The 18,195-nt window shown below is 64.6% G+C and carries 18 protein-coding genes and 1 pseudogene; 11 read left to right on the forward strand and 8 right to left on the reverse strand.

Annotation, left to right across the window (positions count from 1 at the left end; all coding sequences use genetic code 11):
* Position 1: 1 nt before the first annotated feature.
* The gene (gene gspF / locus C2L64_RS18150; protein WP_090834748.1) at positions 2–1,219 is read left to right on the forward strand and encodes a type II secretion system inner membrane protein GspF; all 1,218 of its coding nucleotides are present in this window, start codon (positions 2–4) and stop codon (positions 1,217–1,219) included.
* Positions 1,220–1,308: 89 nt separating this feature from the next.
* Here the strand turns inward: gspF and C2L64_RS18155 are convergent, their stop codons facing one another.
* Positions 1,309–1,722, reverse strand: a complete 414-nt coding sequence (locus C2L64_RS18155; RefSeq protein ID WP_090834751.1) for a type II secretion system protein N — start codon at positions 1,720–1,722, stop codon at positions 1,309–1,311.
* A gap of 170 nt (positions 1,723–1,892) precedes the next feature.
* On the opposite strand from C2L64_RS18155, the gene gspG reads away from it, so the two are divergent.
* The 8 genes from gspG (at position 1,893) to C2L64_RS18195 (ending at position 7,888) form a co-directional block, all read left to right on the forward strand.
* A complete protein-coding gene (gspG, locus tag C2L64_RS18160; protein WP_090834755.1) occupies positions 1,893–2,369 on the forward strand; it encodes a type II secretion system major pseudopilin GspG in 477 nt (158 codons plus the stop codon).
* A gap of 112 nt (positions 2,370–2,481) precedes the next feature.
* Positions 2,482–2,967: a GspH/FimT family pseudopilin gene (locus C2L64_RS18165; protein WP_244144488.1), complete on the forward strand. Its 486-nt coding sequence runs from the start codon at positions 2,482–2,484 to the stop codon at positions 2,965–2,967.
* Positions 2,967–3,398: a type II secretion system minor pseudopilin GspI gene (gene gspI / locus C2L64_RS18170; protein WP_176133759.1), complete on the forward strand. Its 432-nt coding sequence runs from the start codon at positions 2,967–2,969 to the stop codon at positions 3,396–3,398. The genes C2L64_RS18165 and gspI overlap by 1 nt, the downstream gene beginning before the upstream one ends.
* On the forward strand, positions 3,376–4,080 hold the full coding sequence (locus tag C2L64_RS18175; RefSeq protein WP_090834758.1) for a PulJ/GspJ family protein: 705 nt from the start codon (positions 3,376–3,378) through the stop codon (positions 4,078–4,080). The genes gspI and C2L64_RS18175 overlap by 23 nt, the downstream gene beginning before the upstream one ends.
* Positions 4,081–4,083: 3 nt before the next feature.
* Positions 4,084–5,181 carry a type II secretion system minor pseudopilin GspK gene (gene gspK, locus C2L64_RS18180; RefSeq protein WP_090834760.1) on the forward strand — a complete coding sequence of 366 codons (1,098 nt, stop codon included), beginning with the start codon at positions 4,084–4,086 and terminating at the stop codon, positions 5,179–5,181.
* 28 nt (positions 5,182–5,209) lie between these two features.
* Entirely contained in the window at positions 5,210–6,586 is a 1,377-nt protein-coding gene (gene gspL / locus C2L64_RS18185; RefSeq protein WP_090834762.1) for a type II secretion system protein GspL, read from the forward strand.
* Positions 6,583–7,086 carry a type II secretion system protein GspM gene (gene gspM / locus C2L64_RS18190; RefSeq protein WP_090835022.1) on the forward strand — a complete coding sequence of 168 codons (504 nt, stop codon included), beginning with the start codon at positions 6,583–6,585 and terminating at the stop codon, positions 7,084–7,086. Before gspL ends, gspM begins: the two co-directional genes overlap by 4 nt.
* A 22-nt stretch (positions 7,087–7,108) precedes the next feature.
* On the forward strand, positions 7,109–7,888 hold the full coding sequence (locus C2L64_RS18195; protein ID WP_090834766.1) for a type II secretion system protein N: 780 nt from the start codon (positions 7,109–7,111) through the stop codon (positions 7,886–7,888).
* An 81-nt stretch (positions 7,889–7,969) separates the two neighbouring features.
* Here the strand turns inward: C2L64_RS18195 and C2L64_RS18200 are convergent, their stop codons facing one another.
* The gene (locus tag C2L64_RS18200; protein WP_090834771.1) at positions 7,970–9,562 is read right to left on the reverse strand and encodes an efflux transporter outer membrane subunit; all 1,593 of its coding nucleotides are present in this window, start codon (positions 9,560–9,562) and stop codon (positions 7,970–7,972) included.
* Positions 9,563–9,879: 317 nt separating this feature from the next.
* On the opposite strand from C2L64_RS18200, the pseudogene C2L64_RS18205 reads away from it, so the two are divergent.
* Positions 9,880–11,175 (forward strand): annotated as a pseudogene (locus C2L64_RS18205) (DHA2 family efflux MFS transporter permease subunit); the annotation flags it as partial.
* Positions 11,176–11,203: 28 nt separating this feature from the next.
* Here the strand turns inward: C2L64_RS18205 and C2L64_RS18210 are convergent.
* The 5 genes from C2L64_RS18210 to ada form a co-directional block, all read right to left on the reverse strand.
* Entirely contained in the window at positions 11,204–11,761 is a 558-nt protein-coding gene (locus tag C2L64_RS18210) for an OmpA family protein (protein WP_244212210.1), read from the reverse strand.
* Positions 11,762–12,028: 267 nt separating this feature from the next.
* Complete coding sequence (locus C2L64_RS18215; RefSeq protein WP_090834775.1) at positions 12,029–12,517, reverse strand: hypothetical protein; 489 nt, start codon at positions 12,515–12,517, stop codon at positions 12,029–12,031.
* A 229-nt stretch (positions 12,518–12,746) separates the two neighbouring features.
* Positions 12,747–14,360 (reverse strand): glutamate--cysteine ligase, encoded by a 1,614-nt coding sequence (gene gshA / locus C2L64_RS18220; protein WP_007581770.1) that lies wholly within the window; start codon positions 14,358–14,360, stop codon positions 12,747–12,749.
* Positions 14,361–14,609: 249 nt separating this feature from the next.
* Positions 14,610–15,533 carry a DNA-3-methyladenine glycosylase family protein gene (locus C2L64_RS18225; RefSeq protein ID WP_090834776.1) on the reverse strand — a complete coding sequence of 308 codons (924 nt, stop codon included), beginning with the start codon at positions 15,531–15,533 and terminating at the stop codon, positions 14,610–14,612.
* A complete protein-coding gene (ada, locus tag C2L64_RS18230) occupies positions 15,530–16,660 on the reverse strand; it encodes a bifunctional DNA-binding transcriptional regulator/O6-methylguanine-DNA methyltransferase Ada (protein WP_090834778.1) in 1,131 nt (376 codons plus the stop codon). Before ada ends, C2L64_RS18225 begins: the two co-directional genes overlap by 4 nt.
* 367 nt (positions 16,661–17,027) lie before the next feature.
* Here ada and C2L64_RS18235 point away from each other — a divergent pair, with 367 nt between their 5' ends.
* Entirely contained in the window at positions 17,028–17,441 is a 414-nt protein-coding gene (locus tag C2L64_RS18235) for a VOC family protein (protein WP_079498527.1), read from the forward strand.
* A gap of 46 nt (positions 17,442–17,487) precedes the next feature.
* Here the strand turns inward: C2L64_RS18235 and C2L64_RS18240 are convergent, their stop codons facing one another.
* Entirely contained in the window at positions 17,488–18,066 is a 579-nt protein-coding gene (locus C2L64_RS18240; RefSeq protein WP_090834780.1) for a YaeQ family protein, read from the reverse strand.
* Positions 18,067–18,195: the final 129 nt, after the last annotated feature.

Raw genomic sequence — 18,195 nt, forward strand, 5'->3', positions numbered from 1 at the left:
CATGCCCGCATTCCGTTTCGAAGCGATCGACGCCGCCGGCAAGGCGCAAAAAGGCGTGCTCGATGCCGACAGCGCGCGCGGCGCACGCACGCAGTTGCGCACGCAAGGTCTCACGCCGCTCGTCGTCGAACCAGCGGCGACGCGCACGCGCGGCGAGCGCACCCAGCGGCTGTCGTTGGGGCGCAAGCTGTCGCAGCGCGAGCAGGCGATTCTCACGCGGCAACTCGCGAGTCTTCTGATCGCCGGTCTGCCGCTCGACGAAGCGCTCTCAGTGCTCACCGAGCAATCGGAGCGCGATTACATCCGCGAACTGATGGCCGCGATCCGCGCGGAAGTGCTGGGCGGCCATTCGCTGGCAAACGCGCTGTCGCAGCATCCGAAAGATTTTCCCGAGATTTATCGCGCGCTCGTCGCAGCGGGCGAACATACGGGCAAGCTCGGACTCGTGCTGTCGCGCCTCGCTGATTACATCGAGCAGCGCAACGCGCTCAAGCAGAAGATCGTGCTCGCATTCACGTATCCGACCATCGTGACGATCATCGCGTTCGGCATCGTCACGTTCCTGTTGAGCTATGTCGTGCCGCAGGTCGTCAATGTGTTCGCGAGCACGAAGCAGCAGTTGCCGATCCTCACCGTGATGATGATGGCGCTCTCCGGCTTCGTGCGTAACTGGTGGTGGGTGGTGCTGATCGCGCTGGTGATCGTCGTGTACGTGGTGCGCGCGATACTCGCGCAGCCGGGACCGCGCCTCGCGTTCGATCGCTGGACGCTGACGGCGCCCCTCTTCGGCAAGCTCGTGCGCGGCTACAACACGGTGCGTTTCGCGAGCACGCTCGGCATTCTGACGGCGGCGGGCGTGCCGATTCTGCGCGCGTTGCAGGCCGCGAGCGAAACGCTCAGCAACAAGGCGATGCGCAACAACATCGACGATGCAATTGTGCGCGTGCGCGAAGGGACATCGCTGTCGCGAGCGCTCGGCAACACGAAGACGTTTCCGCCCGTGCTCGTGCACCTGATCCGTTCGGGCGAAGCAACGGGCGACGTGACGACGATGCTTGACCGCGCGGCCGAAGGCGAAGCGCGCGAACTCGAACGGCGCACGATGTTCCTGACGAGCCTGCTCGAACCGCTGCTGATTCTCGCGATGGGCGGCGTGGTGCTGGTGATCGTGCTCGCAGTGATGCTGCCGATCATCGAGTTGAACAACCTAGTGCAGTGACAGCGCTGCAGTGATGGCGCGTTACCGTCCGAAAGACTTGCAAGCTGGACCGACGCTTTCAGGTTGCGTCGGCCCGGCAGTGAATGACATCAGCGCACGTAGATGGTCGGGCCGGGCGCGTTCGCGGGAAGGAAGACTTCGAAGTGGGAGCCGTTGCGGTCGATGATGATCGAGCGGGCGCGCACTTCGGCGAGCCTGGCGCCTTGCATGATGGTGCTGCCCAGCGATACGGCATGCGGCGGTTCGCCGCCCGTGCTGATGATCGCGGCGGCGCCGTGGCTCAACGCGAGGATGCCGAACAGATGGATGTCCTGATTCGCGGTGCGCGTGAGCTGGCCGCCGAACAGCGCCGCGGCCTGATCTGTCGAAACGGGCGCGCGCACGGCGGCAGCGGGCACGGGCGCGCCGGAATGCGACGTGAGCGTGACAACCCAGTAAGTGAGCGTCGCGCAGAACACGGCGAAGACAGCGAGCGAAATCAGGCGGATCTGGAGAGCGTTCATGCGTGTAATTGTACGGACTATTGTGAATTTTGCGGCATACGGATCGGCAGATCGGAAGCCTTCAACTGCATGACATTAAAATGACCGACCGGACGTGCAGAGTGCTGAATTCTCAACGCATTACGTGACGTCTGATCGATCGACCCTTCAATCAAACGAGGTAGCAAGCTATGCAAATGTGGACCAGTCGCCGCAACGGGATCGCGGCCATGCGCGCGGGCGAGCGCGCCCGCCGTCAACGCGGGTTCACGCTGATCGAAATCATGGTCGTGATCGCGATCCTCGGCATTCTGGCTGCGCTGATCGTGCCGAAGATCATGAGCCGCCCGGACGAAGCGCGCCGCGTCGCCGCCAGACAGGACATCGGCACCATCATGCAGTCGCTGAAGCTCTATCGTCTCGACAACGGCCGCTATCCGACGCAGGAGCAAGGGCTACGTGCGCTGATTGAAAAGCCGTCGACGGACCCGGTGCCGAACAACTGGAAGGACGGCGGATATCTCGAGCGTCTGCCTAACGACCCGTGGGGCAACACGTACCAGTACCTGAACCCGGGTGTGCACGGCGAGATCGACGTGTTCAGCTACGGCGCGGACGGCAAGGCGGGCGGCGAAGGCAACGATGCCGACGTCGGCTCGTGGCAATAAGCTCGATACGCTGATTCAATCGATATCGATCGTTACCGGCACCATGCGATTGCACCACTGCATGCCGCACGCCCTTCGTGAGGCCGCCCTCGTCGACGACGCGCGCGGCTGCATGAAGCGGCATGCAATGCGCACGGCGGCACGCGAGCGCCAGCGCGGCTTCACGCTGCTCGAAATGCTGGTCGTGCTGGTGATCGCAGGCCTGCTGGTGTCGCTTGCGTCGCTATCGCTGACGCGCAATCCGCGCACGGATCTGAACGAGGAAGCGCAGCGCCTCGCGCTGCTGTTCGAATCGGCGGGCGACGAAGCGCAAGTGCGCGCGCGCCCTATTTCGTGGCTGCCACTGGATGGTGGCTTTCGTTTCGATGTCCGCACCAACGATGGCTGGCGTCCGTTGCGCGACGATCTGCTCGGGCCGCGCCGCTGGGAAGGCGGCGTGACGGGCGTGACGATCGAGTATCCCGGCTCCGACACGCATTCGGATCGCATCGTGTTCGGCACCGAGAGCATCGATACGCCCGTGCAGGTGACACTCTTTTCCGCCGTGGGGCGCGTCACGATCATCGGCACGGGCAACGGCCGGTACGAGGTGCGCTGATGCAGTTCGCGCTTCGTCTTCGCCGCGTGCGCGGCGCTGTTGATAACCAGAATCGCAAGCGGGCGGGAGGCTTCACGATGATCGAAGTGCTGGTTGCGCTGGCGATCATCGCGGTCGCGCTGGCCGCTTCGCTGCGCGCGGTCGGCAGTCTCGCGACGGGCGAGGCCGATCTGCATCGCCGGTTGCTGGCAGGCTGGAGCGCGGACAACGCGCTCGCCCAGCTGCACCTGGCGCACGCGTGGCCCGAAGTCGGCTCGCAGAGTTTCGACTGCTCGCAGGGCAACCTGCAACTGATTTGCACGGAAAACGTGAGCGCGACGCCGAACCCGGTGTTTCGACGCGTCGAGGTTTCAGTGACGTCGCCCGGTCGATCGGGCAACCTCGCGCAGATGGTGACGGTGATCGCGAATGAAACGAATCGCTCGCTCTGAGCACGACGCGTCGCGCGTTCGACGCTCGCCGCTGCTCAGGAAGACAGCGTGCGGATTCACGTTGATCGAGCTGCTCGTCGCGATCGCGATTCTGGCGGTGATCGCGGTGCTGTCGTGGCGCGGACTCGATCAGATCATCCGCGGACGGCAGACGATTACCAACGCGATGGAAGACGAGCGCGTGTTCGCGCAGTTTTTCGATCAGATGCGCATCGACGTGCGCAACGCCGCATCCGACGACGAAGCGGGCGAACCAGCCGTCGCGGTGAACGGCAATGCGCTGCAGATCGTGCGGCACATGCGCGCGCCGGGTGCGCCGCCCCGGTTGGTGGTCGTTCGGTATCGGATCACGGAAGGACGGATTCTGCGCTATGCGTCGCCGCCGTTGGCGAACATCGGCGAGGTGCGCCGCGCGCTCGGCGGTTCGGAGAATGAGAACTGGAACGCCGTGCCGTTGATCGGCGGTATCGGCGCGATTACCGCGCGGCTGTATGTGCCGAAAGTCGGCTGGACGACGCAGATGAAAGATGTGCAGTCTGCGATTACGGAGAACGACAATAATCTGAAGGTGCCTCAGCTCGGCAATGCGCCGCTGCCGAGGTCGGTGACGGGGCTCGAAGTGAGCATCGGCGCGAGTTCGCTCGCGCGGCCGGTTACCCGGGTTTTTCTCGTTGGGGAGTGAGTTTTGATCAAGCGCTTTCGCCCTGCCCGTTCGAAATCTGCGGCTCAACGCGGCGCTGCCATCATCAGCGCGCTGCTGGTGGTCGCGCTGTCTGCGATTCTTGTTTCCGGCATGCTCTGGCGGGAACAGGTGCAGATCCGGCGCATCGAGAATCAACGGCTGCTGGCGCAGGCGCAGTGGGTGTCGCGCGGCGCGCTCGACTGGACGCGGCTCATTCTTCGTTCCGAAGGCGATACGTCGGCGGGAATCACGTATCTCGGCGGCGTCTGGGGCGTGCCGATCGCGCGCACGCGCCTGTCCGATTTTCTCGGGCAGATCGGCGAGGTGCGCGCACAGGAAGGCGGGGCGACCTATATCTCCGGTTCGATCGAAGATGCGCAGGCCAAATTCAATCTGCGCAACCTCGTTTCGACGGCGGTGCCGGGCGCACTGACGCTGAACATCCAGCAGGTTCAGTCGTTCCAGCGCTTGTTGCAGCTGCTCGGCATCAACGGGCAACTGGCCAAGAACACGGCGCTGCAATTGCGCGCGGGACTGCGGCAATCGGCGACCCGTTTCCAGACGGCGGCCAATCCCACTACCCTCGATCCCACGCAGATGCAAGGCGGCGCGGCGGGCGGCGGCAACTACACCGATCAACCCGGTCTGGAAGACGCCGATGAAAACGCGCCCGTCGCGCCGCTTCAGATGACGGGCGTCGACTCGCTGCTCGACGTGCCCGGCTTCACGCCGGAGATGATCGCGCGGCTGCGCCCGTTCGTGACCGTGCTGCCGACGACCACGCCCGTCAACATGAACACCGCGCCCGCCGAAGTGGTCGCGGCTGTCGTGCCGGGTATGAATCTGTCGAATGCGCAGGCGTTCGTCGCGCGGCGCGAGACCGTGTTCTTCCACAACGTCGGCGATGTGCAGCTCGCGTTGCGCGGCGCGGGCGTCCAGCAGCTCGTGTTCGATCCGAACCAGCTCGACGTGAACACCAGCTATTTCCTGATTCATGGACGCGTCGAGCACGAGCGCGCCGAAGTCGATCGCACCACCCTCGTCTATCGCGACGCGCTGACGCATACGACGCGTATCGTATGGGGACGAGACCAACTATGAACAACGCAATTTCTCGAGAGAGTGGCCTTTGAGCACGCTGATCGTTCTTCTGCCGCCGCGTGATCCGGCGGTGCCGTCGCAGGAATGGCAACTGCCGGAGCTGCCGTTTCTGCTGCTCGACAAATCGGGGCGCACCCAGCGCGCCGGCCGCTCGGCGCCCGGTTTGCTGCCGCGCGCAAGCTCGACCGTGCTGATGCTCGCCGCGCGCGACTGCCTGATGCTCGCTACGGCCGTGCCGCCGCTGAAGGGGCCACGCTTGCGTCAGGCGCTGCCGAACGTCGTCGAAGATCAGCTGATCCAGGACGCGCAGACCACGCACATCGCGCTCGATCCACAGCCGCTCGCCGGCAATCGCCACGTGCTCGCGATCGTCGATCGTGGCTGGTTCCGCTATATCGTCGAGACGTTTGCAGCGGCGGGTCATCGCAATCTGAAGGCGGTGCCTGTTACGCGTTGTTTGCCGCAACCCGTCGCCGCGGTGATGGCGGCTGAAGTGCATGCGGAAGAAGTCGTGGCCGCTGGTGCCGATTCTGCGCCGCCGCACGTCGAACCGGCCGTCTCGGGCCTCACGCCCGTCGTTGCGGCCGTGCTGGGCCATGTCGTGCCGTCGACGGCCGCCATGCTCGGCGAAGGCGCCGTCGATGCCGCACCGCCGCGCGTCGAGCTTGCGCTCGTGCGCGGTCCGCTCGGCGAAGGGCTGGCCGTCCCGGAATCGGCCGTCGGCACGACGGTGGCGGCGCTCGCGGGCAATGCGCCCGTCACGTTGTACACGCTCGTCGATTTGCCTGGCAGCGAGCCGCGCATTGCGTCGGTGGCGCAATCGGGACGTCACACGTCGATTGCGGGCGCGCTGCCGCTGTCGTTCGAAACGCTCGCGCGCAACGCGATCCAGTGCCGCTTCGATCTCGCGCAGTTCGAATTTGCCGTGCAGCCGTGGCGTCTCGATCGCGCTACGCTACGCCGCCTGCGCTTGCCACTGTGGCTGCTGCTGGGCACGGTGCTCGTCGCAATCATCGGCGCGAACGTGCAGTGGCTGATGCTGTCGCGCCAGCGCGATGCGATCAGCGCGCAGATGACCGAGCTGCTGCTCAACACCTTTCCGAAGACGACGGTCGTGCTCGACGCGCCCGATCAGATGGCGCGTCAGTTGCAGCAATTGCGCGTCGCCGCGGGCGAACTGTCGCCGGACGATTTCCTGTCCTTGGCGGATGGGCTCGCGCGCTCGCTGGGTCCGATTCCCGTCAACGGCCTGGCCGCGCTGGACTACCACGACCGGCGGGTCGACGTGACGTTCAAACCCGAGATCAAGGTCGATCCCGACTTCCAGCAGCGTCTGACGCGCAATGGCCTGACGGGCGCGATCGACAGCAACACCGGCAAGTGGACGATCAGGAACGGACAATGAAAGCAGAACTGTTGAACACGTGGGCCGGATTCTGGGATGCCCGCACGCCGCGCGAAAAGGCGCTTTTGACGTGGGGTGGCGCGGTGCTGGCCGTCGTCATCATCTGGTCGGTGCTGTGGGCGCCAGCGCAGGAAGGGCGCGCACGGTTGCATGAATCGATCCCGGGCCTGCAACGGCAGCTTTCGCAGATGACCGCGCAGGCGAACGAGGCGCGCGCGCTGTCGGCGGCGGCGCAGGGTGTGGCGCCGACGGGCGGCGCGCTGAAGGATGCGCTGACGGCGTCGCTGAACGACCACGGCCTCGCACCGACGCAGGTACAGGTGCTCGGCAACGCAGTGCAGATCCAGTTGAAGAACGCGTCGTTTCCCGCGTGGACCGAATGGCTCGACGACGCGCGCAAGCAGTTCAAGGTGCAGGTGTCCGAGGCGCATGTCACGGGGTTGAAGCAGGACGGGCAGGTCGATCTGACGGCATCGCTGCAACCGGCAACGATCAAATGACGGCACAGCCACGGGATCACGCATGAGTTTCTGGATGCGGCGATTACGCGCCGCGCTGCCCTGGATCGCCGTCGCGCTGATCGCGAACGTCGTGGTGCTGCTCGTGATGGCGCCCGCCGCCTGGGTCACGCCGCAGTTCGCGAAGGCCACGCAAGGGCATGTCAATCTCGTCGAGCCGTCAGGTTCGCTGTGGCACGGATCGGCGTCGCTGATGCTCGCCGCCGGGCCGGGCGCAGAAAGCGCGACGCTGCTACCGGGGCGCATCGAATGGCGCACGTCGTTCTGGCCGCTGTTAACGGGCCGCGTGCGGATGCAGATGCTGCAAAGCCAGGCGATGCACGACCCCGTCACGGTCGATGCAACGATGCGCAGCGCGACGCTGTCGGGCGGCACGATCGCCGTGCCTGCGTCGTTGCTCGCGGGCCTCGGTGCGCCGTTCAACACGCTCGATCTGCAAGGCGACGTGCGGCTGACGTGGACCGACTGGCGTAGCTTCAATCGCCAGGCATTCGGTCAGTTGATCGTGACGCTGAACGACATGAGCTCGCGCGTGTCGCGCGTGAAGCCGCTCGGGTCGTATCGCGTGGTGTTTCAGGCGCAGGGTGGATCGGGCACGCTCGATCTGTCGACGACGAAGGGGCCGCTGCTGCTGAACGGTCACGGCACGCTCAGCGAGGCCTCAACGTCGTTCATGGGCACGGCGAGCACGACGCCCGACTCCGTCGACAATCTCGCCGGTCTTCTGAATCTGCTCGGACGCCCGACTGGGCCTGGACAGGTCGCGCTGACCTTCGTCCACTGATCTTTTCGCTTCTTGCCTGCAGAAAACACAACGGCCGCCATGTCTGCGCATGGCGGCCGTTTGCGTTGGTGGATTTGCCGTTTAGCCCGCTGAGGTGGACGATTTCGCAACGGGCGCGACAGGCGCGGACGCGGGCACAGGCGCTGCGACATCGCCCGTCTCGCGATTCATCTGCTCGACTTCCCAGCCGCCGCCGAGCGCCTTGACGAGCCCGACCGACGACACCATCCGCTGCCCCGCGATGCTCGCCAGCTTCTGCTCGGCGGTGAACGCGGTGGTCTGCGCGGTCAGCACGTTCAGATAGTCGACGGTGCCCGATTTGTACTGGTTCGTGACGATTTCGAGCGCCTGCTGCGCGGACTGGACGGCCTGCTGCTGCACCGTGACTTCCTGCTCGAGGATGCGCAGCGAAGCAAGGTTGTCCTCGACGTCCTGGAACGCCGTCAGCACGGCTAGCCGGTAGGTGGCGACGTCCTGGTCATAGGTGGCGCGTGCGGCGTCCGTCTGCGCCTTGCGGAGACCCGCGTCGAAGATGGTCTGGGCGAGCGAGGGTCCAAGCGTCCAGAAGCGCGACGGCATTTGCAGCAACTGCGAGAACACCGAGCTTTCGAAGCCGCCGCTGGCCGACAGCGTCAGCGTCGGGAAGAACGCAGAAATCGCGACCCCGATTTGCTCGTTCGCCGCCGCCGCTTTGCGCTCGGCCGATGCGATATCCGGGCGCCGTTCGAGCAACGCCGACGGCAGTTGCGCGGGCGTGGCGGGCGGCACGGCATCGAGCGGCGCGGGCGGCAGCGAGAACGCGGAAGCCGGTTCGCCGACCAGCACGGCGATCGCGTGCTCGTTTTGCGCGCGCGCGACGCCGTTGTCGATGGCGGCAGCCTGCGCCGTTTGCAGCTGCGTTTGCGCCTGAATCACATCCGAGCGGGCGGCGACGCCCTGCGCGTAGCGGTTCTGCGTGAGCGTGAGCGAGCGCTGGTAGGCGGCGACGGTATCGTCGAGCAGCTTTTGCTGCGCGTCGAGCAAACGGATGTTGAAGTAGGTTTGCGCGAGCGTCGCCTGCGCCGAGAGGCGCGCGTTCGCCAGATCGGCGGCGGCGGCCTGCTGGCCCGCCTGCTGGCTCGCGACGGTGCGGCTCACCTTGCCCCAGAGGTCGGGTTCCCAGGTGGCGTCGAGCGACAGGCTGTAGCTGTTGCTGATCGTGCCGGAACTGCTCAGCGACGACGTCGTGCCGCCGCCCCCGCCCGTTACCGAGCCGCTGAAGCTGCGGCTCGGCGTGCGCGAGCGCGACGCGCTCGCCCCTGCGCTGATCACCGGGAAGTACGCCGCGCGCGCCTCGCCAACCAGCGCGCGCGCCTGCCGGTAGGCGGCGGCGAACTGCGCGACGGTCTGGTTCGACGCGTTGAGCTTGTCTTCGAGCGCGCTAAGCTGTGGATCGTTGTAGATGACCCACCACGCGCCGCGGTCTTGCTGGTCGGCGGGCTGCGCGACTTTCCAGCCGTCGGCGGCTTCCTTGTACGAGGCCGGAATGTCTACCGACGGCCGCTTGTAATCGGGACCGACCGCACAGCCGGCCAGCGCGAACGCCAGCGCGGCGCAAATGCCGATGTTCAGGACGCGTTGCCCCACGACGTTCGCGACCGAGGCGCGTGCGCGCGAAGTTCGATCAAACTGCATGCAAATGAATTCCTGTCGATTCGGAAAGCGTCATGCGCCGAGGCGAAATGCGGAGCGGCTGCTCGCGCGATGGACGGCGCGTGCTCGCGATGGCTCGAATGGTAGCGCACGCATTGCCCGGCAATGAAATCGAAAGAGTAATGCCGCCCGCGCCCCATGTGTGTTACCGACGGTGAGGCGACGGTTACGCGCTGTTACGGCGCTATTTGTGCGAGTGCCATGCTGCAGGGTGGAAAAGCAAAGGCCGCCCTACGACGGCCTTTATCCCGAAGCGATGTGCGAGTCGCTTAGACGCGCGGATCGGCGGTGGTTTGCCGCTCGCGCGGAGGGTCGGCGAAGTCCGGCTGTTCACGCTGTCGGTGCTGCTCTTTACCATCGCGTCCGCGGCTTGCGGCTTCGCGCACAATTTCGAGTCGCTGATCGCGTTCCGTCTGCTTCAGGGGCTGGTTTCCGGTCCGATGGTGCCGCTTTCGCAGACGATTCTGATGCGCTCCTACCCGCTCGAGAAACGCGGCCTCGCGCTCGGCTTATGGGCAATGACCGTGATCGTCGCGCCGATTTTCGGTCCCGTGATGGGCGGCTGGATCACCGACAACTACACCTGGCCATGGATCTTCTACATCAATCTGCCGATTGGCCTCTTCTCGGCGGCGTGCTCGTACTTTCTGCTGCGCGGACGCGAAACGCAGACGACGAAACAGCGCATCGACGGCATCGGTCTCGGACTGCTGGTGATCGGCGTGTCATGCCTGCAGATGATGCTCGACCTCGGCAAGGACCGCGACTGGTTCAGCTCGACGTTCATCGTCGCGCTCGCGATCATTGCGGTGACGTCGCTCGCGTTCATGATCGTGTGGGAGATGACGGAGAAAGAAACCGTCGTCGACCTGTCGCTCTTCAAAGACCGCAACTTCGCACTGGGCGCGCTGATCATCTCGTTCGGCTTTATGGCATTCTTCGGCTCCGTCGTGATTTTTCCGCTCTGGCTGCAGACGGTGATGGGCTACACGGCGGGAAAAGCGGGGCTCGCGACCGCGCCCGTCGGACTGCTCGCGCTCGTGCTGTCGCCGATGATCGGGCGCAACATGCATCGGCTCAATTTGCGGATCGTCGCGAGCTTCGCGTTCGTCGTGTTTGCGATCGTGTCGTTGTGGAACTCGACGTTCACGCTCGATGCACCGTTCAATCAGGTGATTCTGCCGCGTCTCGTGCAGGGCATCGGCGTGGCCTGCTTCTTCGTGCCGATGGCGACTATCACGCTGTCCAGCATTTCGGATGAACGGCTGGCAAGCGCATCTGGGTTATCGAATTTTCTGCGCACACTGTCAGGCGCAATCGGCACGGCGGCCAGCACGACGTATTGGGAAAACGACGCGATCTATCACCACGCGGTGTTGTCGGAATCGGTGAGCACCTATTCGGCGAATACGACGTCTTATAGCGATCTGCTGACGACGCTGGGTTTCAAGGGACAGGCGGTGACGGCGCAACTGAACGAGATCGTCACGCAACAGGGCTACATGATGGCGACCAACGATTTCTTCCGCATCTCGTGTGCGGGCTTCGTGGTGCTTGCGTGTCTCGTGTGGGTTACGAAGCCCAAAAAGGGCGCGGCGGCTCCCGATGCTTCAACGAGAGAGATTACTTGCCGTCGACCTGGATCTCGACGCGGCGGTTCTTCGCGCGGCCGATAGCCGTCGTGTTCGGCGCGACGGGCGATGCGCTGCCGTAGCCTTCCACATCCCACTTCGAAGCACGCAGGCCAGCCGTTGCCAGATAGCTCTGCACCGAACGCGCACGTGCTGCCGAAAGACGGTTGTTCAGTTCGGCCGAACCCGTCGAATCGGTATAGCCGGCGATCGTCATACGTTCGATATCAACACCCTGGTTGGCCGCGACGAAATCATCGAGCTTCGCTGTCGCGATAGGCGTCAGCGTCGCGCTGCCGACGGCGAACGTCGCGTCGCCTTGCAACGTGATCTTGCGCTGCGGTGCGTGCCGGACAGGGGCGGGAGCGGGCGCAACAACGGGCGCTACGACGACCGGCGCCGGCTGGACAGGTTGCTCGACAACGGGCGTCGCGCACTGGAACGTGATTTCATTCGGATCGTTTTCCGACTTGAGATCCGACGTGATGTGATCGACCGACGAAACACGCACAGCCGGCTTGTCGCCGCAGATGCGCTTTACTTCGGCCATGCAGGTCTTGGAGCTTTCAAGCAAACCGAGACATTGGACGCGATACGCTTGAGTACCGTTGGCCAAAGTCACGACATCGGTGTTGTGGGCAGGCCCGGAATAGGATGTGCATCCCGCGATGCCGGCGACGCAAGCGATCGCCGTCGAGATACGAAAGAACATGAGACTTCTCGCAGAAGAAATTAGAGTTACGAGACGATAGGGGCTGCGGGTCTCTACTCCAATCGGAGAAGTCTTAATCAAAAATTTGCTTCGATTTGATTCGTCCTACTGTGAAACGGGTTCGCCCGTCGGCGACGAGACCGATTGACCACTCGATCCGCCCGACTGTCCGGATTGCAATGGCGTCGCCACATTCGCCGCGCCGCCGCGCACGAACTGCTTGAAGTCGGCGCCCGCTTCCCACGGGTTCGGCTTGCATCCGAGTGAGCTATCGCAATGCGCGGCAAAACCGATCGTCGATGTGCCGTCGTTGTTCGGTGTCTTCGTGATTTCGAATGAGAGATCGCGCTTGCCGCCATCCGGCCCCGCTGTCTGGATCAGCGTATCGGTCGCGGTGGCGACCTCATAACGGGAATGCGTCGTGACCCACGTGCGCGCGCGCTGCCACCACGCGTCGCATTGACTCTTGCTGTCGCAGGTCAGCGGCGCGGTCGCGATCTGCATCACATCGGGATTGACCTGCCCTCGCGTCGAGCAACCGGCGGCTGACACGCAAACCGCGACCCAAAGCGCGGCTATCAGACCTTTGTTCATAACCCGGATTCCTCCCTCACCCATGTCGGAGCGGCGAAGCGTTGCGTTATACAGGCTTGGACCGCGACGTTGCCGACGCGTTTCATACCGCGCGCATGAAGTCAGAGCGACGTTCGGGCACCGCGAGATCTATTGCAGCAATTTCCGTCCCCGGCTTGCGCACCATGAAAAAGGGCAGCACGAAGCTGCCCTCATCAGATGCGAGTCGCGGACGCGATGGCGTACCAGACTAAACGCTGAAGCGGTTCAACGTATAAGCGCGATACGCGGCAACGAACGCGTCGAATGAACCCACTTCTTCGCGCTCCAGCTTGGCCTGTTCGGCGAGCGATTGCGTTGCGAGCGCAGCGAACTCCTGCGTTTGCGCTGCATCCAGCGGACGCGCGCGGAAATGCTCCGCGTGCGCGACGCTCTGCGCGAGACCGAAGTCGAGGAAGCTCTGCTGCTTGTCGCGCATGATCTGCAGCACGCGGGCCGACGGCGTCAACGACGCGTCCGCGAGCTTCGCGCGTTGTGTCGCGACCGAGCGCGCGTGGCTGTCGTCGCCGCGAATCGAATCGAGCACGGCGGCTGCGTGATCGATTTTCGCGAGCAATTCATTGGCCCAGTCGAGCATCTTGACGGGTTGTCCGTCGCGAACCAGTTCGAGGCCGGGCTTGCGCCCTTCCATCGTCACGCGGCCGAAGTTCTGGTTCGCTTCCGTATAGGCCGGCGGCGGCAGCGGCGCGCTTTCGTCGAGCGCGCACACGAGCAGATAGGCGTCGAGAAAACGCGCGGCTTCGAGCGAAATACCCGTCGGTTCGAACGGATCGATATCCATGCAGCGCACTTCGACATACTGGACGCCGCGCGCCGCAAGCGCATGCAACGGACGCTCGCCCGGATACGTGACGCGCTTCGGGCGAATCGTCGAGTAGAACTCGTTTTCGATCTGCAGCACGTTGGTGTTGATCTGCACCCATTCGCCGTCGCGCTGCGTGCCGATTGCTTCGTACTGCGGATACGGCTGGCTGACGGCTTTAGCGAGCGCATCGAGGTAGCCGGGCAGCGTGTCGTAGTCGGCGTGCAGCGCAGCTTGCGCGGTCGTATTCGAATAACCGAGATCGCTCATGCGCAGGCTCGTCGCGTACGGCCGATACAGCGTGTCGGCGTCGAACGTGTCGAGCGTATGCGGACGGCCGCGCAGAAAGCGCCGGTCCAGCGCTGGCGACGCGCCGAACAGATACATCAGCAGCCAGCTCGTGCGGCGGAAATTGCGGATCAGCGCGAGATAGCGGTCGGACTGGAAATCGACGGCATTGGCCGTGGATTGCTGGTCGGCATGCAACAGCCGCCACACTTCTTCGTTCAACGAATAGTTGTAGTGGATGCCCGCGATACATTGCATCGTGCGTCCGTAGCGCAGCGCGAGTCCGACGCGGTACACGTACTTCAGCTTGCCGATATTCGACGTGCCATAGTCCGCGATCGGAATCTCATCGTCTTCGGGCAGAACGCCGGGCATCGAGTTGTTCCACAGCACCTCGTCACCGATGGCCGAATAAACGAAGCGATGCAGCGTGTCGAGACGCTCGAGCGTGGTCGCCGCGTCGTGCTCGGCGGACGTGATCAGTTCGAGCAGTGCTTCCGAATAGTCCGTGGTCAGCGAAGGATGGGTGAGCGCCGAGCCGAGCGCGCGCGGATGCGGCGCCATCGCGAGATGGCCGTCGGGCATGACGCGCAGGCTTTCCTTTTCGATGCCGCGCAAACCGGTCGTCAGCGCGTCGCGCTGCGGGCCGGATGTCAGCACGGACAGGCGGTGCAGCAGCGCGTCGGTCGTGCGGGAGGGTGTCGTGTTTGGCATTGATGCGGGTCGAACAGGGTCGGCCGCCGTGCGCCGCACGGTGCTGCTCGGCGCGGTCGACCGTGTTCGGCGGAATTTTCAGTAGCGGGCACTTTAACATCTCGCCAGAACGGCTGCTTGGCGTTGCCTCAGGCCGCTCCCGCGCCGCTTGCAAGCGGGCTTCGGGCGCCTGCTGCGCGTCTTCTCACTCTACGCCGCGCAGGGCCGCGAAGTCGATCGACGACGTTCGCCGATATGTGCGGAAGGCCGCTAGCCGCCGCGTGCGGCGCCCGCCCGATCGGCGACTTCATTCCACAGATGCATCGCCGCATAGGCACGCCACGGCCGCCACGCGTCCGTGCGCGCGCGCTGCTGGTTGGGACGCACGAGCGCCGGATCGCGCGCTGCGATCGCCTGCATCAGCACGAGGTCCCACGCGGGCCACGCGTCGGCGTCCCGCCAGGCGCGCATCGCGACGTATTCGACGGTCCAGGGACCGATTCCGGGCAGCGCGAGCAACGACGCGCGCAACTGCGCAAGATCGAAGGACGCGCTGCCGATGCTGTCGATCGGCATGTCTCCGTCCGCCACGGCGCGCGCAAAGCCTTGCAACGCGTCGATGCGCTTGCCGGGCATGCCGATCTGCGCAAGATCGACGGCAGCGAGCGCGGCGGGCGTCGGGAAGCGCCACGCGGTGCTCTCGTGCGGATGACCGTCGATGCGCTCGCCGGCGCGCTGCACGATCCGTCCGATGATCGTCGTCGCGGCCTTCACGCTGACCTGCTGGCCAACGATGGCCCGCACGACGAGCTCGAACCCGGACCACGCACCGGGCACGCGCAGGCCGGGCGCCGCGGCGACCAGCGGTGCGAGCCAGGGATCGCCCGCGAGGCTTGCGCCGATCGCCTTTGGATCCGCGTGCAAATCGAACATGCGCGAGATCGGCGCAGCGAGCGCGTCCGCGTGACGGCTCGCGGCGCCGTCGATGGTTGCGACAATGCAATGTCTGCGCGGATGCTTGCGGACGTTGAGCGTGCCGCTGTCGCCGTTCCAGCCGATCGCGCGACGCCATACGCCGTCTTCGACGGCTTCGACGCCCGGCGTCGCGCGTCCTCCGAAGAAGCGGAGGACGCGCGGCCAGTCATAGGGAGCTTTGAACGGGAGTTCGAGTGTGACGGTCGGCGTGGGGCTCAAGCGGCGTGATCCATGTCGGCGGTGGGATGAGTGGCCTCGGCGGCGTCGCGCGATTCGCGGTGTGTCTCGGTATCGAGCAGCACGGCCTTGCGCGCGACACCCCAGCGATAGCCCGCCAGCGCGCCGTCCTTGTGCACAACGCGGTGGCAAGGTATCGCGAGCGCGACAGGGTTCGATCCGCATGCATTGGCGACGGCCCGCACTGCGCGCGGCGAACCGACGGCTTCGGCAATCTGCGAATAGCTGCGCGTCTCGCCGTACGGGATGCGGCGCAGCGCTTCCCACACGCGCTGCTGGAACGCCGTGGCGGCGATATCGAGCGGCAGATCGAAACGCTGACGCGTGCCGCGCAAATAACCGTCGATCTGCTCGATGAAAGGCGCGAGCCGTTTCGGATCGTCGATCAGTTCCGCGCTCGCGAATTCGTTGCGCAGGTCGTCGACGAGCAACGCTTCATCGTCGCCGAAGGCGATCTTGCAGATGCCCTTGTCGGTCGTCGCGACCAGCACGAGGCCGAGCGAAGTCTGCGCGCTCGCGTAGCGGACGCGCAGCCCCGCGCCTTTGCGCCGATATTCGGACGGCGCCATGCCCAGCTCTGCGGCGGCCGTATCGTACATCCGGGACGGCGAGCCGAAGCCAGCGTCGACGGTTGCGCGGGTCACGTCCGCGCCCCGTTGCAGCGCGTCGCGCAATGCCGCGCCGCGATGGGCCGCCTGGTATTGCCGCGGCGACACGCCGACTACACGCTTGAAAAGCCGCTGCAGGTGAAACGGGCTGACGTGCACTGCGTCGCTCAGTTGCGCGAGCGTGAGGCGTTGCTGCGGGTCTGCGTCGAGCGCGGCGCAGGCGCGGTTCACGATCTCGAGTTCGCGCGGCAGGCCGCCCGGCTGGCAGCGCTTGCACTCTCGATAGCCGGCGGCACGCGCTTCGTCGGTTGAAGTAAAGAAGTCGACATTCTCGCGGCGCGGCAGGCGTGAGGCGCACGACGGACGGCAGAACACACCCGTCGTCCGAACGCCGTAGAAGAAGGCGCCGTCGGCGGACATGTCGCGTTTCAGGACGGCTGTCCAGCGCTCGTCGTCGTTGGCGAACGTGTCGGGCGTCGCTTGGGAGATGGCTGTGTTCATCGTTTGCCCCGGGGGACGGTTTTGATGCTTACCACTTTAGCGGGCAGGTTCACACAGTACGCTCCGCTTCTTGCTGTGTCATTTGGGCCGCGCGGCGGGGAGATTTTTCCCACATATCGGGAGAATCTGCCCCTTAAAAAAATTGGGGTTTTCCCTTAAAAAGTTATTGCGTCGCATCAAGGCGGTGTGTATAGTGGTTCTTGTCTCCTCCATGTCTCCTCCTGATATGGATTCAGCCCGCTCCAATCGAGCGGGCTTTTTTTTTGCCTCATCGTTTTGCTCTCCCGACTGGCTGGCCACCATCTTTGCGCGCAATTCCTTCTACACTGGGCTCTTCACCGGAACCTCAGAGATCGGATGCCGCGCCATGAAATTCCAGATTCTCGATATCGATCACGTCGTCATCCGCGCTGCTAATCTCGACGCGATGACGCGTTTTTATCACGACGTGCTCGGTTGCACGGTAGACAGGGAACAACTTGAAATCGGCCTGATCCAGCTGCGCGCGGGACGCTCGTTGATCGACCTGTTGCAGGTTGGCGGAAAGATCGACCGGCCGGAAAGCGGTGCGCCCGGCGCGGGGCGAAACATGGATCACGTTTGCCTGCGTGTCGAGCCTTTCGACGCCGACGCGCTGAAGACATGGTTCGCCGCGCATGACGTGCGCATCGGCGAAGAGGCGCAACGTTACGGAGCGGATGGTTATGGACCGTCGCTGTATCTGTTCGATCCCGAGGGCAATATGGTCGAACTCAAAGGCCCGCCGGCTGAAAACCCTTGAGCGCCACGCTCATTTTTTGGTACACAGAGCGTGCAATCACCACCGGTCAGCGGCCACCGTGCGCCGCGGGACGCGCGTTCGCTGGAGCTTTGAGCACCGTCCATTCGACGGGAACGGCGTCGGCGGTTTCGCTGCCTAGCCACGCCGCGTGATCCTGAACCGTGCATTGCAGGCGCATCGTCCGTTCGGCCAGCGCGGCTAGCGCCGGCGCGACGTTTTCACCGAGCGACCAAACGGTCACGTTGCGCAGACGTTCGACCTTGCTGCGCACGCCTTGCCACCAGATGTCGGAAGTCCGGCCGCCATACGCGATCACGATCACTTGATTTGCGCGCCCGCTCGCCTTTGCGATGCGGCGTTCGTCCGGTTGACCGACGTCGATCCATGTGTCGATGGCGCCTGTCAGATCCTTGGCCCACAGATCGGGCTCGTCGATGTCCGACAGACCCTTGCAGAATTCGAGGCGCTCTTGCGCGAACATCGCGAACGCAGCGACGCGGACCATCATCCGCTCGTTGGTTTCCGACGGGTGCAGCGCGATCGTCAGCGAATGGTCCGCGTAGTAGTGCCGGTCCATGTCGGCGATCTGGAGGTCAGCCTTATAGATTGTCGATTTCAGAGCCATGCTACAACCTGGTCCCGCAAATGCGGACCGGAGAGTGAATAGAGAGTCGGCGTACCTTGCCATGGTCATCCCCTGCCTTGAAGCGGTGGCGCCTCGGTCGCGCGTCTCGCCGATGAAACACATTTGCCG

Source organism: Paraburkholderia hospita (assembly GCF_002902965.1).
Taxonomy (GTDB): domain Bacteria; phylum Pseudomonadota; class Gammaproteobacteria; order Burkholderiales; family Burkholderiaceae; genus Paraburkholderia; species Paraburkholderia hospita.

Bases quoted from the DNA above. Each gene is read 5' to 3' on its own strand.
- gspF (WP_090834748.1), top strand. From the start codon at position 2: ATGCCCGCATTCCGTTTCGAAGCGATCGACGCCGCCGGCAAGGCGCAA.
- C2L64_RS18155 (WP_090834751.1), bottom strand. From the start codon at position 1,722: ATGAACGCTCTCCAGATCCGCCTGATTTCGCTCGCTGTCTTCGCCGTG.
- gspG (WP_090834755.1), top strand. From the start codon at position 1,893: ATGCAAATGTGGACCAGTCGCCGCAACGGGATCGCGGCCATGCGCGCG.
- C2L64_RS18165 (WP_244144488.1), top strand. From the start codon at position 2,482: ATGAAGCGGCATGCAATGCGCACGGCGGCACGCGAGCGCCAGCGCGGC.
- gspI (WP_176133759.1), top strand. From the start codon at position 2,967: ATGCAGTTCGCGCTTCGTCTTCGCCGCGTGCGCGGCGCTGTTGATAAC.
- C2L64_RS18175 (WP_090834758.1), top strand. From the start codon at position 3,376: ATGAAACGAATCGCTCGCTCTGAGCACGACGCGTCGCGCGTTCGACGC.
- gspM (WP_090835022.1), top strand. From the start codon at position 6,583: ATGAAAGCAGAACTGTTGAACACGTGGGCCGGATTCTGGGATGCCCGC.
- C2L64_RS18195 (WP_090834766.1), top strand. From the start codon at position 7,109: ATGAGTTTCTGGATGCGGCGATTACGCGCCGCGCTGCCCTGGATCGCC.
- C2L64_RS18200 (WP_090834771.1), bottom strand. From the start codon at position 9,562: ATGCAGTTTGATCGAACTTCGCGCGCACGCGCCTCGGTCGCGAACGTC.
- C2L64_RS18210 (WP_244212210.1), bottom strand. From the start codon at position 11,761: ATGGCCGAAGTAAAGCGCATCTGCGGCGACAAGCCGGCTGTGCGTGTT.
- C2L64_RS18215 (WP_090834775.1), bottom strand. From the start codon at position 12,517: ATGAACAAAGGTCTGATAGCCGCGCTTTGGGTCGCGGTTTGCGTGTCA.
- gshA (WP_007581770.1), bottom strand. From the start codon at position 14,360: ATGCCAAACACGACACCCTCCCGCACGACCGACGCGCTGCTGCACCGC.
- ada (WP_090834778.1), bottom strand. From the start codon at position 16,660: ATGAACACAGCCATCTCCCAAGCGACGCCCGACACGTTCGCCAACGAC.
- C2L64_RS18235 (WP_079498527.1), top strand. From the start codon at position 17,028: ATGAAATTCCAGATTCTCGATATCGATCACGTCGTCATCCGCGCTGCT.
- C2L64_RS18240 (WP_090834780.1), bottom strand. From the start codon at position 18,066: ATGGCTCTGAAATCGACAATCTATAAGGCTGACCTCCAGATCGCCGAC.